At 55.8% G+C, this 18858-nt stretch carries 14 protein-coding genes and 1 pseudogene; 4 read left to right on the top strand and 11 right to left on the bottom strand.

What is annotated here, in order from left to right; genetic code table 11:
* Window positions 1-68 precede the first annotated feature (68 nt).
* From TG4357_RS18630 to TG4357_RS19235, 3 genes are all read left to right on the top strand, one after another.
* Window positions 69-1760 (top strand): phosphorylase family protein, encoded by a 1692-nt coding sequence (locus TG4357_RS18630; RefSeq protein ID WP_058264416.1) that lies wholly within the window; start codon window positions 69-71, stop codon window positions 1758-1760.
* Window positions 1761-1877: 117 nt separating this feature from the next.
* Window positions 1878-3101, top strand: coding sequence for a hypothetical protein (locus TG4357_RS18625; RefSeq protein WP_058264415.1), 1224 nt, complete (start codon window positions 1878-1880; stop codon window positions 3099-3101).
* A complete protein-coding gene (locus tag TG4357_RS19235; protein WP_074646943.1) occupies window positions 3091-4332 on the top strand; it encodes a radical SAM protein in 1242 nt (413 codons plus the stop codon). The genes TG4357_RS18625 and TG4357_RS19235 overlap by 11 nt, the downstream gene beginning before the upstream one ends.
* Window positions 4333-4669: 337 nt before the next feature.
* On the opposite strand, the pseudogene TG4357_RS18615 reads toward TG4357_RS19235, so the two are convergent.
* Window positions 4670-5771: pseudogene (locus TG4357_RS18615) on the bottom strand (IS3 family transposase).
* Window positions 5772-6158: 387 nt separating this feature from the next.
* Here TG4357_RS18615 and TG4357_RS18600 point away from each other — a divergent pair.
* Entirely contained in the window at window positions 6159-6701 is a 543-nt protein-coding gene (locus TG4357_RS18600; protein WP_058264410.1) for a hypothetical protein, read from the top strand.
* 457 nt (window positions 6702-7158) lie between these two features.
* Here TG4357_RS18600 and TG4357_RS18595 read toward each other — a convergent pair whose 3' ends face one another.
* The 10 genes from TG4357_RS18595 to TG4357_RS18550 all read right to left on the bottom strand — a co-directional run bounded on the left by TG4357_RS18595 (window position 7159) and on the right by TG4357_RS18550 (window position 18740).
* Window positions 7159-7773, bottom strand: a complete 615-nt coding sequence (locus tag TG4357_RS18595; protein WP_139193630.1) for a hypothetical protein — start codon at window positions 7771-7773, stop codon at window positions 7159-7161.
* A 445-nt stretch (window positions 7774-8218) separates the two neighbouring features.
* Window positions 8219-9025 (bottom strand): DNA adenine methylase, encoded by an 807-nt coding sequence (locus TG4357_RS18590; protein WP_058264477.1) that lies wholly within the window; start codon window positions 9023-9025, stop codon window positions 8219-8221.
* 180 nt (window positions 9026-9205) lie between these two features.
* A complete protein-coding gene (locus TG4357_RS18585; RefSeq protein WP_058264408.1) occupies window positions 9206-9580 on the bottom strand; it encodes a bacteriophage spanin2 family protein in 375 nt (124 codons plus the stop codon).
* 1 nt (window position 9581) lies between these two features.
* The gene (locus TG4357_RS18580) at window positions 9582-10310 is read right to left on the bottom strand and encodes an NlpC/P60 family protein (protein WP_058264407.1); all 729 of its coding nucleotides are present in this window, start codon (window positions 10308-10310) and stop codon (window positions 9582-9584) included.
* 128 nt (window positions 10311-10438) lie between these two features.
* Window positions 10439-10768 carry a hypothetical protein gene (locus TG4357_RS18575; RefSeq protein ID WP_058264406.1) on the bottom strand — a complete coding sequence of 110 codons (330 nt, stop codon included), beginning with the start codon at window positions 10766-10768 and terminating at the stop codon, window positions 10439-10441.
* 67 nt (window positions 10769-10835) lie between these two features.
* Window positions 10836-11246: a DUF4376 domain-containing protein gene (locus TG4357_RS18570; protein ID WP_058264405.1), complete on the bottom strand. Its 411-nt coding sequence runs from the start codon at window positions 11244-11246 to the stop codon at window positions 10836-10838.
* On the bottom strand, window positions 11243-11605 hold the full coding sequence (locus TG4357_RS18565; RefSeq protein ID WP_074646956.1) for a hypothetical protein: 363 nt from the start codon (window positions 11603-11605) through the stop codon (window positions 11243-11245). Before TG4357_RS18565 ends, TG4357_RS18570 begins: the two co-directional genes overlap by 4 nt.
* A gap of 11 nt (window positions 11606-11616) precedes the next feature.
* On the bottom strand, window positions 11617-12411 hold the full coding sequence (locus tag TG4357_RS18560; RefSeq protein WP_058264403.1) for a hypothetical protein: 795 nt from the start codon (window positions 12409-12411) through the stop codon (window positions 11617-11619).
* On the bottom strand, window positions 12411-13316 hold the full coding sequence (locus tag TG4357_RS18555) for a hypothetical protein (protein WP_058264402.1): 906 nt from the start codon (window positions 13314-13316) through the stop codon (window positions 12411-12413). The genes TG4357_RS18560 and TG4357_RS18555 overlap by 1 nt, the downstream gene beginning before the upstream one ends.
* 6 nt (window positions 13317-13322) lie before the next feature.
* On the bottom strand, window positions 13323-18740 hold the full coding sequence (locus TG4357_RS18550; protein ID WP_058264401.1) for a phage tail tape measure protein: 5418 nt from the start codon (window positions 18738-18740) through the stop codon (window positions 13323-13325).
* Window positions 18741-18858 lie beyond the last annotated feature (118 nt).

Here is an 18858-nt window from a genome sequence, read left to right as displayed (position 1 = left end):
GGGTTGAAAAGAGATGGGCCTAATGGCGGCAAGCATGCTGGCAAGAAATGTGAGAATGGGAACGGAAATTGAAAGCTGACATTTTGCTGGTCACCGTAAATGACCATGAAGATAATGAGCTAAGAGAAGCGCTTCGACAAAATGGGTTTGATGGTAAAAATTGTCAAAGCGAGAATAGCCTCTACCACTACATGGATTTTGGCTCAATCAACGGTCAGTCGGTTGTGTTAGCCAAGTCTCGGATGGGGTCCTCAACTGGAGGCGCGTCCTATGATACCGTAAGGTATGCGATACGTGACTATATGCCTTCAATGGTACTTTGCGTGGGAATCGCTTGGGGTGGTGAAGAAACCAAACAAAAAATCGGAGATTTGCTGATATCGAGTCAGATCCAGATAGGGGCGAACGCCAAAATTGCGGAAAAGAAAATTACCTTCAGAGCAGAGAGGCCTGCAGCGTCGATCACAGGGGCCAGAACTCTTGAAGAGGCCGCTAAGCAAATGGGTGTGACTTACTATCTCGGAACTATCCTTTCCAAGGAAGACTTGTTCGACAATCAGAAGGCCCGCAACGCCGCACTGGAAGGCTCGGGCGCCATTGGAGGAGAAATGGAAGCAACAGGCGCTTTGCAGGCGCTTGCCCGTGCCCGGGAAGAATACGACCAAAATTTCGAAATTGTAGTTGCAAAATCGATTTGCGACTGGGGATACAAGAAGAACGTCGATGAGGAACAGAAAGAGGAATATCAGAAGCAAGCTGCTTCGAATGCGGCAAAAGTTGTTGTGCATGCTTTGCAGCATTACAAATTCATTAAAAAAAAATCGCAACATCAACAGGCAGCAGGAGATAAGGAGGATACCCAAGGCCAAAATGAAGTGGACATCAAGACTACTCTAAATTGTGTGGAAGAATTTGATTTTCAACTTCTGTACAGCAAAGATGAACAAGCAATTCCACGTGGATCTATTGTCTATTGGCCGGTGCGGCTGCGCAGGCCAAATGTTGTTCATGCCGCACAAGCCTATGTTGCGGCTCATCTTCAGGAGAAAGGTCTAGACGTAAGGCTTTGTTTAGATGATTTGGGAAACCCTGAGGGATACGCTTCAATTCAATCAGGGGTCACAGACTTTAAAACTCGTGTTGAAGCGTGGGTGCGTAAGGCTAGCAATTCGACTTGTGGTGAGGCGATCTCAGAGAACACGATACTATTCTCCGATTTCGTGAAGTCTCCAGATCAGGAGACTGATGATACTGTTTTTGCCCGATTGGGGAAAAACTTGGTGACCTGGTTGCTAGAATCGGAAAGACTTAAAAATGTACTTCAAGACTCGAAGCTTCTTGACCAAGATAGCTCGCCTCAACTTGATAGAAAGCCACGCAAGCTTCTTTCACCGTCAGTCGTCTGGACCGTAATGGAATGCGTTGTTAAAAATTTATCAGACGGTCAGGCGCTTGCAACTCTCGGTGGTCATGATGAGTACGCGATTTGGCAAGCATGTCCCCAAAAAAATTCGTATTCCATTCAAAGCATTTTTCTCCCCAAGGTTAGGGGGGACATGGATACACAAGCTTTGCGTCCGGGTACACAGCAGGAACTTGCAGAAAATCTCACACGATACCCAGAAATGCGGGAGTGGGTGCAGAACTATCTAATAAAGTTTCCAGCCAAGGTGATGGAGCAGGATGCAATTGCATACAAAGATTGGACTGCTTCTACGGATAGGGAAGTAGCCAACGCCGTTTTCGAGTATTATCGGTAAATAGTGTTGTCTACTGATTTCACATATGAAGACTGGATCCTATTGGGGACAAAGCGGCGCAACTCTGCCACTTCTCCATTCTTCAGTCGATCTTACGCAGGCTATACGCGCGCGCAAATGAAAACTATTGCCGCGAATATTCGACAGAAAAAGCTGTCTGTCTTTGACCCAATGGCGGGCCAAGCACATGCAATATCGAGCCTCACGTGGCTAGGGCATGACGTATGGCTAAACGACTACAATCCTGCACTTATCCTTCTCGCTTGGCTGCGGTCTCGTGCAGTCCTGAACGACCTCGAAATCCTGCTGCACAGATATTTGGACTGGCTGAGCGGTGTAGAGTTGCCTTCTTTTGATAGCGGGACTAATCGAGATACTGCAATCGAGTTTCACCAAGGCTGGATAGCTCCTCATGTGCAGGATGGACTATTCGAATATGCGAACCAACTTGATGGCCGAAGCATTGGAGAGTTGTTTCAAGATGAATCCAATTGTCGGGACGAACTCTTCAAATGGGCCTCTGTCGTTCTGGCGGCTCGTAGGTTGGTGACATACTCGAAATCTGACAACACAACATGGTTGAAACCAGGAGGGTTGATTCGCCATACGGACATCAAGAAGGAAATTATACAAGAGTTAGAAAAACTCGCTACGTGGCGGCGGGAAAAAACGGATCGTTTCGGATCAAGCGTTTTCAGTAGTAGCGAATCAATCGCTTCCTTTTCCGTATCGGAAGCGAAAAACCTCAAAATCGATTTCGCAAGAAACGCTGATGTTGTGGTTTGCTCGCCTCCATATGCCAACCGGCTGGATTATTCGGCAATGTGGGCACCTGAACTGAAGGTTTTTGAGATGTTAAGCGATGATAGTATTTTTCAACAAGTCAAGGAAGCCCAAATCGCAAGTACCGTGACCAAAGGTCGGCAGTTCCACGAAAGCGATCTTGATGCGATCGCTACGGACGTATCAAGAAGCTTGAAAGAAATACGAGACAGCAAAGAGTACGCAAGTATCGGCTACTACTATCCATACTTCGCTAATTTTTGTCTAGACTTGCACAAATCTATCTTGTCCGCAGCTGCTGCTTCAGCTTCGGCTAAGATGTGGCTGGTTTTCATACGCGATACCACTCGAAAAGACACTCTCGTTGAAAGCCACAGAGTGGTTGAGTTCGCTCTTGAACAAGCAGGTTTTCGTAGAACAGATGACACCGAATTTGATATCGTTCGTAGTCACATCGGAGTGGCGAGAAAGGGGTATGCCAAGCAAACATTACATGGTTTAGCGCAAAGAGAGTGGTCACTGATTTTCACTTCCGTGGGAGGGAAGCATGCGGGTTAAATCAAAAAAAGGGCTCATCTCACGTCCCGAAAGGTTTGGACAGTCAGTTTATGTGCCAGAAAGAGACGATATTTTTTTATTGGACGCCGATGCTTCCAAATTGTTGAGTTCAATTGGCCCCGACTGGACTAATTTTTCTGACCAAACGCGAAGCCTAGAGGTCTTGACTGGCCTAGGAATTATTGAAGCTATCTCGTCGGATGGAACTCCAATACCGCAACATGGTTACTCGGGAGTTCATCTTATTGGAGATTTCCCCACTGTACCCATTGTCGAGCATCCACTGCTTGTGAACTGCTTCGCAACATCATGGTGCCCTCTTAAATGTATCTATTGCCATGCTGATGACCTTATGGACCAGGGTACTCGAGAAAACGAAAACCCAGATCAAATTTCGGATGTTGCAAAAGTTGCAAATAACTTAAATGCATTGGTGTATGTAGTAACCGGAGGTGATCCCCTAACACGGCCTGATCGTGCAGTGTCATTAATCAAAATGCTCCCAAGAGAAGCAGGTATTGTTATTGATACTTCAGGTGTCGGCCATGAAAGTGATCTAAAGCGTATTTTAGCCATACGGCCCATTCATGTCCGTATTTCGATAGATTCCATGGACCCTAAAATAAATAACAAACTTAGACCGATGAACAAAAAAAATTTCCCGGAATTAGTAACTGGAAATCTAACCTCGTTGGACTATGCTGCTAGGATGATTGATATCTGTTTGGAGTATGGCGCAGGAGTTTCTGTGCAAACTGTTGTAACAAAACACAATGATCACCTGAAACAATTGATCGACTTGCGCGACTGGCTGTATTCAAGAGGGGTCAGAAACTGGGTTATTCATATCGCTGCAAACGCTGGGAAAGCAAACAAAACCTATGTAGCCAGGAAGAAAAAGCTTGATAGCGATGCTCTTGCTGGAATTTTCCCGAGTTCTAGTGTGTCGCGCAATTTGGAAAAACTAGTCAAGTTAACGACTGACGAACGTTTAAACATGGATATTCGATCAACAAACGCCAGTCCTTCACCTAACAGCGTTTTCCTTGTAGGAAGTGTAGGTACACTTTACGTCCAAGGTTTTGGAAAAGGGAATGTTAAAAAGACACCAATAGAATTCCGTCAATCAGATATCGCGGCCATGTGGGCGACCTTTTCCGACACAGGGCATGTTTCAAGATATTCTAATCTGGACATCATGAAGAGCAGTCAAAGCTATAAGCTTGATTGAAGTGTCACCATGGTGCAAGTCCACTGACCGACGGGCTTGAACTCCCCCTACTGAGTGCTCCAGTCTGAGTGTTCGTGCATGATCGGCTTCGGGATTATTGGGGCACAGGTCTCCAGTGCAGGTGGGCATTCTGCTGTCCGGCGCGCGCCACGTTAGCTGCCAATGTCGTCTGGTTGTTTCTCATTGGGGGGATGAAGAGAAATTCATCGTTTAACCTTTATTGCCAGACTACCTGACCTGCCCCCCGCGAAATCCCTCACCATGATGTAGAGTCTGCCCAACCTTTGAAGCGACACCCATCTTTGGACCAGCGGCGGGCAGAGTTTTCCGGCTATGATCAGGGTGACGGGCTGGCTGCGCCTCCCGATTTCGTCAGCAGGATCGGCGGTTTGTTCCCGATCGCGCTGTGTGGCCGTTCCTCATTGTAGTATCTACGCCAAGCCTCCACTTTTTCGCGGGCATCCGCAAGGCTCATGAACCAGTGTGTGCTCAGGCACTCCTGCCGGAACCGCCCGTTAAAGGCCTCGATGAAGGCGTTATCGGTCGGCTTACCGGGCCGTGAGAAGTCGAGAATCACGCCGCGATGATAGGCCCAGAGGTCCATGTCGCGGGAGATGAACTCGCTACCCTGGTCGACCCGGATCGTCTTCGGATAGCCGATCCGGCGGCACACCCGATCCAGGGTGGCGACCACGTCTTCCCCGCGATAGCTGAACCGAACATCCAGCACCGGCGAATAGCGCGAGAACGTATCCACGACCGTCAGGACGCGCAGCTTCTTGCCCATGGCAAGCTGGTCATGCACGAAGTCCATCGCCCAGACATCGTTGGGACCGACAGCCTCGGCACGGTCATCGCGCAGCTTGGCCTTCACCCGCCGTTTCGGTGTCTTGTTTCTGAGTTGCAAACCCAACTCCCTGTAAATGCGATAGACTTTCTTGATGTTCACGTCCCAGCCTTCGCGACACAGGACGACATGCACCCGGCGATAGCCGTAGCGCACACGGGTTTCGCAGATCTCCTTGATCCGCGCTTTCAACGCCGCCGGATCGGTGCGCCGGGATTTGTAGTGGTAGGTGGAACGGTCGAACCGGAGAGCCCCACAAGCCCGCCGGATCGACACCGCCCAGTCCGCGCACATCCCGTCAATCAGTTCGCGCTTCCGATCCGGCTTCAGAGCTTTCTTTTGATGACGTCCTGGAGCATCTCACGATCCAGCGTCAGATCCGCGACGATCTTCTTCAGCCGCACATTCTCGTCTTCCAACTCGCGCAGCCGCTTCATCTCCGACGGCATCAGCCCGGCCTTTTTTTCTTCCAGTTGAAATAGGTCGCCTGACTGATCCCGGCCTTGCGGCAGATCTCAGCAACCGGCGTTCCGTCTTCGCCCTGCTTGATGATGAACGCTTTCTGCGCGTCCGTGAACTTCGATGCTTTCATGCGTTTCCGCTCCTTTCCCAGCCGGGGATTCGTGCGGAAAACTCTAAGCCAAATCGGTCCAGTTTTCGGGGATCACATCAAGAAGGCCCGACCGTAGTGCCGGGTGGCGCGCAGTGTTTCGTTCCTAACCTGAGCAGAAGTGTTTGGATTTTGGCAGTTCGTGCTATATATTGATTTAGAGAAACAGGAGAGCAATATGCGAATCTTTGGCAAGAAAACAAAGTCTTCCAAGACTGTGTCTGGTAAAGATGACGGCAAGCGTGCCCCTAAAGGTCATGTTATGGTTGTGCGAACTATGACGATGCCCTCTGGCAAGACTGCACGTGTCGTCCGCAAGGATGCTCTCGATCGTGCTCTCGCCCGCTCGAAGGATATGGCGGCAGCCGGGTGACTGAGGCAAACGACAACGTGGTCGAGGCCCATCGCGAGGCAGACCAGAGCCCAAGAAGTTATAGCACTGCATTCGATAAAATGACTAAAGGCGATCATAACGACTTGATCGGCCTAGTCGCCTACGCTCGATACAAACAGATGGTTCGGGATGAGGTTCTTCAGGGACAAAGAACAGCAGGAACCCCCAAGAATCCGTCGGACCAAGTTGTTGAGTTTTATCGAAACGCTGCGCGTCAGGAGCTCCAAACTTTTGCTGCGAATGCAATCGATGAAGCCGCGGAAGAGATCCAGCAGTCCGCCTTGTTAGATAGGATCAATAGCGCAACATCAGAGATACAAAGGCATATTTCTGATAGCACAGGCGCTCTTCGAGCCATTACAACCAATGTGATTGCTTGGGCTTTCACATTGCTGATTACATTGCTGGCTTTTCTGCTTCTTCAGCAGCCTGAGCTTTTTGAGCGCTTTAGAGACAGTTTTGATTCTTATGTCGATGCTCCAGCTGAAGAAAGTGATATTCAGCTCTCTGATCAGTGAAGCCCATGAGCATCAGATGTAGCGTGAGCGGCCTTCATTTTATACCGTCATGCATCGGAGCATAATTCCGTAGGCTATGCGCGGACATAGCAAAATAGGATCTGTAAAGGCAGCTTCCTGCGCAATACAGTCATTGGTCTAGGGCGTAGCGAAGGGCCGCTTCGAGCCAATTCTGTTGAAAAACTCAGCAACCACTCTTGAAGGAGCAAAGTCGCGGGAAGATGTTCCCGACATCTTCGAAAGGCACCTCGAAATGCGGCAAACAAAGCGCCAAACAGGAAAAATGTTCTGTAATTTGGAGGGCGCGGAGCTGCGCAGGGAGTTTTTCAACGGAATAAGCCCGAAGAGCCATTGGCGATTGCCGCATCGATTGCCGGGCGAACAGGTACCGAACCGTTGTTCGGGAAATTTTGCCGACGGGCGCAGGCGGCGCTACGCTGAGTAGCGCCGCTGACATTCATTGCTGCAAATCGACAAAGATTTGCGAGTCGACACCTGCTTCAAGCAATGCATCCTTGATCTGATCGACCGCATTGACGTCGGCCGAACTGACGATGACCACATCATTGACCACCAGTGAATACAGCGGCGCGTCAGGCTCGAGGTTTGCCAGGTATTTCTCGGCGGCCAGCTTGGACTTTGGCCCCCATTTTCCGTCATGGCCGACGCCGATCGTATACTGCACGTCCATGATCATTTCCTTGCTGACCGACTTGCCGCCGTTCAGATCCAGCAAGGCCTGTCGAAGCCTTTCCTCATCCGTGACGCGCTCGGGAATGAAAACGTTCGTGCAGGTTTCGACGTCTTTGTATTTGGTGACGGTCCTCTTGCTCGTCTCATTGGCGACGGCGCCGCCGATGATGGCGCCGGCGGCAGCACCGGCATTTTCCTTTGTCACGACTTTCCCGAGCACCCCGCCGATAATCGCCCCGCCGATTACTTTCTCGGGAGTTCCGCCTTTGACGGTTTCCTGATACGGCACTTTCGTTGTCTCGCATCTTACCTCGTACGAGCCGGCAAATGCCTGAGATGCAACCAGAACAGCCGTCGCTGTTGCTATCAAGAGTTTCATGTTCTTGCTCCTTCTTACCGCAGGTCGCGGTGGTAGTATGGCGCTTGTGCTTCAGGATTGTCGCCAGTTCGCCGTGTTGCCAGACAAACGCGTTAACCGGTCGTTTGTCGTAATCTTGTGGCCAACAAGATATGACCTCACGTGTTAGTCAATAACCCTCAAGTGTTATTCGATAACATGGGTAGGATTCCGCCAGTTCCGCAGGGCTGGGCAGGCATTCGTAGCACCCCGGCAGCGTTCGAACGCCTTTACTCTGAAGCGAGTTGCCGAGGGTGGGGCGTTCGAAGCCTCCAGGCAGCAATCTCAGCAAGCTCCGCGTCGCCTATGTTCGCATGAGGCGTGGCGAACGACCGCTTCACATCCGAACCGGTCATGCGTGCGCTTTGACGCGAAGGTCCGCTCCCCGCCCGAGGTGGTCCCAACATTTACCGCACCCAGCTGCACGCTACAGCAGCCGGTTGGACGCCTCCCGGTTGCTGATGATCAGTTCACGCGCCTCTTTTGCCGCGCCTTGCGATACGGTGTATTTCAACCTGACCTCCTCAATATGGAAACCGTCGAAGGCCGCGCGGATATCGGGCACGTCGTTGATCGACAGGATGAACGCGCCGCTGATCTGCCGCAACACATCGGCCATGGCGGTGAACTGCGCACGGTCGAACATGCCCTTGCCATAGTCGGACTCGCCACCCCAATAAGGCGGATCGAGATAGAACAGCGTTTCCGGCGCATCATAGCGGGCGATGACATCCGCCCAGTCCAGGCTTTCGAAGACGACGCCGTCAAGGCGTTCATGCGCGGACATAAGCAGAGGTTCGATCCTGGACAGGCTGAACCGGGCACCGCGTTCCTTGGCAACCCCGAAGACGCCACCCAGCTTGCCGCCGAATGCCAAGCGTTGCAGATAGAGAAACCGCGCAGCGCGTTCCAGATCAGTCAGGGTGGCCGGGTCCGTGCTTCTTAGCCGCTCGAATTCCCGCCGCGACGTGATCTGGTATTTCATCACCTCCATCAGCTGCGGATAGTGACGCTGCAGGATGCGGAACAGGTTGGTGATTTCACCGTTCAGATCGTTTGCGACTTCCAGTTTCGGCTGCCAGGTCCGGCGCAGGAAAACGCCGCCCATGCCCACAAAGGGTTCGACATAGGCGCGATGCGGAATCGCTTCGATCCGGGCGATGATTTTATCGGACAACGCCTTCTTACCGCCCAGCCAAGGGGCGACCGGCACCGCAGGCGGCACCTTTCTCATTGTATCCATGGTTGTTTCCAGAATATGAAACACCCGCTCTCGCGAGAGTCGGGCGACATTATCTGGTGTCATGTCGGTGCAGCTTCTTTCGACGGATGGCTGCACGGTGGCGGTGTTGTAGCACCGTTGCCCCCGCCAGATGGCGGAAGAATTAATCTGAGATGTCGCCAACACGGCGGGCTACCGAGAAATACGCCACCCCAACAGCTGCCAAGCCAAACCCGGCCATCTGTAAATGGCCGGGGTCATTCCCAGCATTGCCCAGGATATCCAGACCCAAGGCGGCGCGCCGTCCTTCGCTTCGTTCACCACAACGGTCTGCACCTGTTCGGCCTTTACCCGTGTGTCACCGCTGGATTGTTCGATCGAGCGCGCCTGTGGCCGGACGATTTTCTGATCGGTGACGGCGGTCTGCCCGATCGCCTGCACGTTGGTCCGGCCCGCCTGCCCGTTCGCCGCGACGTTCGGGCCGCCGCCGGTCAGCAGCTTGACCGCGCTGGACGGGCTGCAGGCCGTGACCGACAGGACCAGCGCAAGCGCAAACCAGCGGATCACCTCACGCCTCGTTCACGCTGAGAACCGCGCCGGACGCGTCCAGCACCGGCAAGGGGCGCTGATAGGCGGCGGGCCATGTCGCGGGCCAGCGCCGCGCCAGAACGCGGCTGGCCGCCATCCAGCTATCGCGGATCATGTCGCCCTGGTTGCCGCCCCGGATCCGGTAGCGGCTGCCGTCCGCGCTGCGACCGATGGCAAACCCGACATGCCCGCCCTTGCCCCGGCTGAACACGAAGACCGCGCCGTAAACGTCCCGGCAGGCGATCCCGAATCCGGTGAAGTTTCGCGCCCAATACGGGTTTGCTTCCAGCCGATCGGGCCAAGCTTCATCCGGTAGCGCCTTTTTCAGAGCCGTGGCGGCGGCATCGCCGCACCATGGCAACTGTGCCGGATCGCCCAAAGTGGCCCCGTCAGAGCGCAGCCAGGCGCGCACGGCGGCATTGTCGCGGACCTCGTGCAGACCGATGAATTTTGAAATCTCGACCATCCACGGCGGTTCCGGCGCGGTGTCGGGGCCGAACCGGGTCGGCATCGCCTCGACCACGGCATCGCGCAACGCGGCCAGCGTGATCGGCCCGAGATAGGGTCGCTGACGGAACCCGAACCGGTGCTTGAACGCAACGATCGCAGCGTCAGTGCGCGGCCCCTTGATCCCGTCGATCGGGCCGGGATTGAAGCCAAGCGTTTTTAGCGCGCGCTGCAACCAGCGCACGTCGAATGTCTGTGACATGTCAGATCCTCAGTTGATGAAAAGCGGCAGGACCAGCAGCAGGATCAGCCCGATCGACAGGCCAATCCGCAAAACGCGCCACATATCCGATGCCGGATCGGTTTTTTCCCGGCGGATGTGATGGCGCATCAGTCTTCCGCCGTCGTGATGGTTTTGCCTTCGATCATCCGCTCGATGATGGTGACCGCCACCAACCCGACGATGAATGCCGCCGCGCAGAGCGTCCCCAGGGCGGTTTCCATGCCTTCCGGCAGATCCCCGATCCATGGCCGGGCCAGCATCGGGCCAAGGACACCCACGCCGAAGGCCGTGGCCCCGCCGATAAAGCTGACCCGCAGACCTTCGCGCCATGTGGTTCGGATCGTGGCCGATCGAACCATGCCGCCCAGGACGCCGAAAAAGGTCAGCAACGCCCCGCGTTGGTTGAAGATTTGAGCGAACAAGTTCGGGTCATCCATCGGCCCTACCCCCTCATAAAAAAACCGGCCCAAGGCCGGTGCATCTGGTGATTGATTGTCGCCGGTATCAGGCGCTGTAAGCCGCGTCGAAAGCCGCTGCGATGTCAAAACCCGACAGGTCGCCGGGCGTGGCATCCATCTGCACAGAGATGGCCTTTTCAGCAGCAAAGCACCGCTTTACATGATCGGCCACAGCTCCAGCGATTGACAGTATTTCTGCAGCCGATAGCTGTTGCCAGCCGCTTGCAAGCTTCCAATCTATCGGCTCAGAAATCAGACCCGCGCTGATCGACTGGACCGTGGACGCGATCTGCGCCTGGCTTTCGCGGGTGGTGACGATCCGCGCGCCGCCGGCGATGTCCAGTCCGCCGGTTTCGCGTTGCCAGCGCAGATCGGCCAGAGCGGAAAATTTAGCGGCGCGGGCTGCAGCGGCCTTGTCCTCTGCGGTGATTATTTTGGTCAGGTCTATGCTGCTCATACTGCGAAGTCCTCGATGCTGTGCGGCGGCAGAGTGATCGGGCCGTCGACGGTTACGGTGATCGGTGCCGGAAACTTTGTCTCTTCTGGCGCGCTGCTGTCATGCGGCAGACACAAGATGACGTGCAACTCACCGCCTTCCCGTGTGATATCGCCAGCGAACGGAAACGGGAGATTTAGCACTGCGGACCCGTCGCTGGCGATGACGTCATCTCCGTTGGCTTGCTCAACGCGAGGATATGTTGCGCCGTCAGGAAGCGCCGAGAAGTCGTAGGCCACGCCGTTCACGTTAAGAACGTCGCCGGATTTCTCCAAGATGAGCGGCGTCCCGTGGCGCACCGGTTTCAAGGTGATTTTCATGCGACCCTCCATCAGTACCAACGACCCTTTGCAGACCATCGAAAATAGTCCGTCTGCCGCGTGTCCGCGTCGTCGAAGATTGAAACAAGGAAAGAAGTCGTCGAATAGCCAGCAACCGACCCCACTCTAAGCGTACCAGCATAATCGCTGCTCTGAGCGAACCCGGTGTAATTGTTGTCCACGAAAGCAGCTGGCAGCGTCACGGTTACATTCGCAGAAGCGTTGCCTTGCAATGCTGAATTTTGATTCCAGCAGGTTTGCAAGCCGTCCGCCGAGCGTTGGTAATCGCCGTTCGCGTTTGATCCACGCTCGACCACCCTGTCAACGACCCAGATCGCGCCGTTGTAATAAGCCTCGGTGTCCACATCGGTTCGAATGTAACCAGATGGCAGCGCTGTAGACTCGTCAACCGTCTTGGCTGCAACCGCCCCGGTGCCGTCCACATCGATCGTCGTCGCTCCGGTGTTCGATGATGTTGCGCGGAAACGGATTTTGAAACCGGTCGGAATCGAGGCCAGGCTTGCACCAGTTGTCAGGGTGATTGCATTCGCAGAACCACCATATGAGGCCCTAAGCGCGGGCGATGCTGACAGGACTGTTGCAGATGCTCCCACCAACAGCACCCGCCCTGCGGTGTCGTCTGCGGGGCTGTCTTGCACACTAACGACGTCGCTGGCGTCAATGCCCGCGAGATCAGTCAGAAGCTGCCCAGACACCCAAGAGAACAACTGCTGCAGCCGCGTCGGAAGTGTATCAGGACTGTTAAAATCCGGCGGCACATAGGGATAGACAATTTCGACCGGCATTAGACGATTCCTTTCACGACGATTACCATTTCGGAGTCCGACCCCGTTTCAAGTGTGATGTAGGGATCGATCACATAGCCATAGATTGTGGTCCCGTATTTGGTATGGCCTTCGCTCACCGCGAAGACGACGGGACAGGCGAGATACCTTTCCAGTTCGCGCAAAACGCGCTCCCCTTCAGGAGCCGCGACAAGGACCGGATACTGAACCTCGCGCGCATAACCGCGTTTGGTGATTGTGAACGCGCCAAATTCATTCTGTTCTTTTTTGGAAAAGTCGGTCAGCGACACCCGCGCACCGCTGATCGGAATGCCGATATTGACTTGGGAAGCAAGAACGATTTGACCGACACCGGCGGTTCCAAATCCATCTCCGATGGTGATTTCGATCCTGTTGCCAACATAGCCCGGAATGCCTGTCAGCAGTTCTTTGGTCTGATAACCGCCGTTCCACCAGTAGACATGGGCGTAATCGATCATGGTGGAATAATCGACAAGCTCAACCGTGCGATCCCATACTTCGTTATCGCCTGGATCGAATACCTGCACCCGCACCTTGGACGCGGAAAGTTCCACGAAATAGATCGCCAGGACAAGCACATCCGGTTCGATCGAATAGGTGATTGTGCCTGCGTTTTCCGTGCCGCCCAGAACCGTGTTGTCGAAGGCTTTCCAGCGGTTGGTCGGTCCTATCCTGATCCAGTTCGTGCCGTCATCGGTTGTCGGATCATTGCCCGAATTCCCGCCGGACACGGATTGATAAACCGAATGGGTGGCAATAACGATAACCTGGTCGCTGGCTGCATAGATCGCTGCTGGATCATATACCGGGTAATCGTCCTCCGGCACGTTGGACGCCGTGAGCATCGCATCCGTTATGGTCAGTTCAGGGTACATATTGAGCATGGGAAATCACACCGTTTGATCCAGCAAGATGCCGTTATCCTTGAGGTACTTGAGCGCTTTCGCAGATGTTTCATTCGCGACGACAAGGCGACGCACACCATCCCGCAGATATTCGATTTCCCGCCGGGTCTTTTCCTGCTCCTGCAAGGTCCGGCGCTGAATATCCGGATCGCCGCCCAGCATCTGTTTGGTTTGGGAATGGGTGAAGATCCGTGACGGGCCGGTTGCTTCCAGTTCAGGACCGTGTTCACCAACGACGCGCAAGCCGCCCATATGGAAACCGCCGGTCGCAAAGCCCGGAATGTTGATCCCGACCGACGACCAATTGAAGGCGTGAGGTTTGAACTGACGCACCCCGGCGATGATTTCGTCGCGACCGTACCGCTCATAGTGGGGCAGCGACAGGCCATTGTAATATTGCGAGTATTTGGCCTGCGTTGTTGGTACGTATTGCGACTGGAAAACCCCAAACAAGTAGTCCTGAATATCAGCAGCACCGGTGACGATGCGGGTAATATCGTCGTTTGCCATGTACCCGGCGACCCGCGCCTGAATATCCGCCTCGCTGCCAGATGTGCTTAGACCGCCCGCCTGTGCCAGCGACCGCAGTTGTGCATCGCTGGTGATCAGCGATCCATCCGCCCCACGGCCAAGCTTGGCAGCGTAGGTGCTGAAAGCTTGCTGGCGTTGCGCTGTATTTGCAGCTGCTGCATTCTGCGCATTCCGGTCAGCGATATCGTTAAGAACAGCTTGGCGCAAACTGGACAGCGCCCCGGTCAGGGTGGACATGGGCGATGTGATCGCGCTTCTGGTCGCAGTCTCATACCACGTTGCGAAGCTGGCCGCCGGGTTGAACACAAAGCCACCGGAAAGCCGCAACGTGCCAGCGCTTGCACCAGAAACGGCTGTCAGCAAGGACCGCTGTTGCGTATTCATGCCTGACAGATCGACACGGCCACGCACCACGCGGTCTACCCTGTCACTGTTCATCCGCAGCAGCCGCAGGCCGTCGTTGGAATAGGCCCCAGACTGCATCCATGCGCCGCCAAGGATGTTCCTTCGCACCGATCCATTTGTGGCAGACTGCCGGATGAATAGCAGGTCGTCAGCGGTCCAGCCAACAGGGTTCACGATTGCCTGAATTTGGCGCATCGTTGTCAGGCTTGCGCGAAGCAGAAGATCGCGCTCAGCGGCGCTCACACTGCCAGCGAAGGCCATCGCTACCGTCACGCCGCGCACGGCGTGGGTGTTGGCGTTAAGCAGCAGACGCGACACGCTGCTGGACATGCCAGATGCCAGAATGCCGGTGATATTCACGATCATCCGGCCTTGTCGGCCCAGCAAGACAGACCGCGCCCAGTTCGGCATATCCTGAGACAGCGCCGCTTCGATGCTGGCGACATAGGTGCCGATATCGCTGAATACGATATGGCGCACATCGTCGGACACCGAAGGGTGCAGCGCTGCGCGCACGGCGACGTCATAGGCCCCGACGTTTTGCAAAGCCAGCTGCATGGCCTGCTGGTTGACGTTTGCCGCCAAGGTCACATTCACAACCCGGCCCAACTCTGAAGATCCGGCCAGCGCGATCCTTTTCAGATCGGCAGCGATATCCGAACCAGCCAGCAAGTTCACCGTTTTGGACAGGTCGCCAACCTGATTCAAGGCAAGACGCGCCACGTTCGGCGGCAGGTCCGCGCCCATTACGAAATCAATCGTCTTGATGTGCTCACTGGCCGCATTCACCGCCAACCAGCGCAGATCCGGCGTCAGCCCAGCAGCGTGAACCGCAAAATCGATGCTGGATTGAATACCGGTTGCAGCCGCGCCGATCAGGTCCGCGACATCCTTTGGAATGTCAGCCGTGGGCAACAGGTCAACAGTGACCTTCAGCCGTTCCCGCAGGTAGTCATAACTGAACAGTTCCGCCTGTTCGATCGCCCCTTGCAGGCTGCCCAGGCGCGCCTCGAACGAGGCGATATCATCCGGGTCAATCTGTTCGGCCCCCGCAAGGTAATCCCGAACGTCCTCCATGATCCCGATCTGCTCATTGTAGAGCGTGACCAGGACATCTTCGTTGGCCCCTTGCAGTGCGGAAATCCCGGACAGGAAATTTGCATCCGCCGAAAGACGCGCCTGTGCCTGCAGCACCTCGGAATAACTGCTGGCGCTGGCCCGAACGCTGGCCAGATAATCCTGCGCCAGACCGGGGATCGATCGGGCCGCGTCGATATCGCCCCCGCGCGCCGCCGCATAAGCCCGGTTATACTGACCTTCATTGTAGCGCAGCGCCTGGTCACGCCCCGAATTGGTGTCAGTGTTTGCAGAGATCAGATCGCCCAGAAGATCGCGGATCGTTTCGCTGGCCTTGTACCAGTTGCTTGCCGCCGTCGCCGCATCCCGTGCCATTGTGCTGGCGTCCGCGATCATGCCATCAACCAAACTGGACGTGTCACCCACCAGCCCGGAAATCATGGCCGTGAACCCGGCCACAGACGGCAGAACCTCATCCAGTGCCGACGCCATTCCGATCAGGGCTGCATAGACATCGCGCCCGCTTTCGGTCGCCAGATCCTGCGCCTCTACCAGCGATCGGTATGCGGCGCGGGTTTGCGGCATAGATAGGTTCAGGTCTTCAAACGCCGTGGTCACATGGCGCAAGGTGACCGCCTGTCGTTCCGCCGCGCTATAGAACGCCTCGTAATAGGTGGTCGCCGAAGCGTTCATAGCCTCCAGCCCGCCGAATGCATCCACCAGATCCGACGCCATCGCAGCACCGGCAACCCCGACCTGATCAAACGAATGCCCCATCGTGTCGGCAATAGTCTGCACCGCCACAAGATGGGTCGACAGCCGATCCAGCGCGGCACTGGCCGATTCACCGTCTCGGACCACGTCATAGGAAGCCAACGCAAGATCGGCCATGCCGTCCGCGATCTGCGTCAGTTGTTCCTGGAGTGCGGCGGCGATTTCGTCATCGCTCAGATCCTTGGTGCTGATCCTGATCTGCGCCGTGAAATCGGCAAACACATCCGACCCGATGCCAAGGATATCGGCCATCGACAATACATCGGACTGGATTGCCCCCACGGCGGTGCGGATCGGATCGGCAACGTCTTCACCCGCTGCGGCGTAATGGCTGCGGTTGCTGCGGATCAGACCGAACAGGCGGCTGGTTTGGGTATCGCGGAACGTTTCCACCAGCGCATCGAACCCGTCGACCGTGACGCGCAGCCCGCGATCCAGTTCCTTCGTCTTGCCGATGAACAGTGACAACCCGGCAACGACAAGCCCGATCGCCGGGATCGCCGCGCCGATTGCGCCCCATCCAGCCACCGAACCACTCATCAGACCGCCCAGGTTGGCGAAAGATGCGCCAAGACCGCCACCAGACAGGATCCCGCCAAGACCGGATGCAATGCCGCTAATAGCGCCACCGCCAAGCAGGCTGCTGCCGACATTGCCAAGCAAACCGTTGCCGAGGGAAGCCCCAGGCGAAGGGCTTGCCCCAGCAACACTCGCGCTGCCAGCAAATCCGCCGAAACCGAGACCAATCATGATCTGGTTCCGCGCCGCCATCGAAATCATCTGCGACAATCCCGACTTGAAACCGGAAACGACCGAATCCATGAACCCGTCAAAGTCGCGGAAGCCGCTGACTAAAAAATCGCCCCATGCATCAGCGACACCATCAATTCCGCTGATCAGCGCCTGGGCGCGGTTCTTTCCCCAATCCTCCGCAGTGTAAGCCGCCTTATCCATAGCGTCTGCGAACGCTTCCGCTGCTTCCTTGACGCCCTTCAGCGACTTGCTGGCTTTGCCTCCTGATTTCGGCACTTTCGAAAGCTCGTCATTCAGATCGGCCGCGGCGCTTTTTCCATCACCCAATTCGTCCGTCGTATCAGCAACAGCCGCAGACAATTTCCCTGCGGCTTCACGCGCCTGTGCAAAACCATCAACTGCCATACTGGCGGCTTCATTCCGCAGTCGAATAGCGCTTCCTTCAAGTGAAGATACCTCAGCATTCAATTCAACCATGCTATCAAAGGCACGCTCAGAAGCATTCTTAAGCCCCTGCTCCATATCGCCAAAAAATGGTATTCCCTCAAGACGCGACCCAAGCCCCCAAAGGAAAGTGCCCCATTGCTGAGACATCGCTTCAAGTACGCGAACAAAACCCGCCTGCGTGTCGGCCCATATGGCCCCCAAGGCTGGGACAATTGATTTCGCGCTAAGCTTAATGCCTTCCCAGACACCAGAGGCGACTTCACCAAGAAGCTTAAGAGCCGCGCCCCAGCCGCCTGTCGCAGTGACCAGTCGCGAGAACCAGGACACAAGCACACCCGCCCCAATGACAAGCGCACCGATACCCGTGGCAATCAGTGCCCCTTTCAACACGCCAAGGGCGCGGGACATGCCCTTGATCGCAATACTGGAAATCGCGGCCCGCCTGGATGTCGCACCAAGCGCCATTTCCAGCGCAACAGCCTGCCGCACCGCACCTGCCATGGCCGGGATCATTCCGGCAACGCCACGGATCACCGGGGCCGATGCAGACGCCATCAGCCCCAATCCAGCGATCACCGGCCCGGCGGCAATCGCCAGCGTCCCCATGATCCCGATCGCCATCTGGGTGGAACTGCTCAAGCCATTGAACCAGCCCGCGACCGATGCGACCGCATTTGCGATCGACTCCATCGCAGGCGCGACCGCGACGGTCAGCTGATTGGCCACCCCGCGCGCCGCCAGCCCCATGCGCGAAATAGCGTCATTTGTAACCTCGATCTGATCCGCGTCCGCTTCGGAAACAGCGACGCCAAAACGCTCGACATCTTCGGTTGCCAGCTGCAGCGTGGCCGTGTCGATCCGCGAAAAGACGACACCGGCCCGGCTGCCGAACAGATCCGACGCCACCGCCGCGCGCTGCGCTTCCGGGACATATTGCGCCATCGCCTTTTGGATCGACGCCAGGCGCTCATCCAGCGGCAACCCCTGAAGCTGGGACGCCTCCAACCGCAATGAGGCCAGCGCTTTGGCCGCAGGCCCGGTTCCCTGCGCTGCCTGTGACAAGCGTTTGGTCAGCGCGATGGTCGCCTGCTCGACCTCGCCAACGGAAACACCGGACAGATCCGCTGCGCGCCCCAAGACCTGCATGGACTTGACGGTCGTGCCAAGCGACTGCGCCATTTTCGCCTGAGAATCAACGACACTCAGGCTCGACTTCACGGCAGCCGCCCCGATGGCCACCATCGGGGCGGTGATGCCCAGAGACAGCTTGCGGCCCAAGCGTTGCATCCGCGCGCCTGTCTGCGCCATCCGCCGCTCCATCTTGCCCATCTTGGCAATCGAGCGGTCGACCCCCTTATCGAAGGCCGCAGAATCCAAAGACAGAACACCGCGCAGGGCGCCAATGATCGCGGACATTATCGTTTCCTTTGACTGTCAACGTGCATGCGGATCAGCGACGACCGCAACTGCTCTGTGGCCAGCCGGTCATTCACCGGCTCAGCCTGTTTCGGTGCGGACTTCTTGGTGAAATCCG

This window comes from Thalassovita gelatinovora, assembly GCF_001458355.1.
Classification (GTDB): domain Bacteria; phylum Pseudomonadota; class Alphaproteobacteria; order Rhodobacterales; family Rhodobacteraceae; genus Thalassobius; species Thalassobius gelatinovorus.
The sequence above is the reverse complement of the archived record's forward strand: the minus strand, read 5'-3'. Positions and strand labels throughout refer to the sequence as shown.

Bases quoted from the DNA above. Each gene is read 5' to 3' on its own strand.
- TG4357_RS18625 (WP_058264415.1), top strand. From the start codon at position 1,878: ATGAAAACTATTGCCGCGAATATTCGACAGAAAAAGCTGTCTGTCTTT.
- TG4357_RS19235 (WP_074646943.1), top strand. From the start codon at position 3,091: ATGCGGGTTAAATCAAAAAAAGGGCTCATCTCACGTCCCGAAAGGTTT.
- TG4357_RS18595 (WP_139193630.1), bottom strand. From the start codon at position 7,773: ATGAAACTCTTGATAGCAACAGCGACGGCTGTTCTGGTTGCATCTCAG.
- TG4357_RS18590 (WP_058264477.1), bottom strand. From the start codon at position 9,025: ATGAGAAAGGTGCCGCCTGCGGTGCCGGTCGCCCCTTGGCTGGGCGGT.
- TG4357_RS18580 (WP_058264407.1), bottom strand. From the start codon at position 10,310: ATGTCACAGACATTCGACGTGCGCTGGTTGCAGCGCGCGCTAAAAACG.
- TG4357_RS18575 (WP_058264406.1), bottom strand. From the start codon at position 10,768: ATGGATGACCCGAACTTGTTCGCTCAAATCTTCAACCAACGCGGGGCG.
- TG4357_RS18570 (WP_058264405.1), bottom strand. From the start codon at position 11,246: ATGAGCAGCATAGACCTGACCAAAATAATCACCGCAGAGGACAAGGCC.
- TG4357_RS18565 (WP_074646956.1), bottom strand. From the start codon at position 11,605: ATGAAAATCACCTTGAAACCGGTGCGCCACGGGACGCCGCTCATCTTG.
- TG4357_RS18560 (WP_058264403.1), bottom strand. From the start codon at position 12,411: ATGCCGGTCGAAATTGTCTATCCCTATGTGCCGCCGGATTTTAACAGT.
- TG4357_RS18555 (WP_058264402.1), bottom strand. From the start codon at position 13,316: ATGCTCAATATGTACCCTGAACTGACCATAACGGATGCGATGCTCACG.
- TG4357_RS18550 (WP_058264401.1), bottom strand. From the start codon at position 18,740: ATGTCCGCGATCATTGGCGCCCTGCGCGGTGTTCTGTCTTTGGATTCT.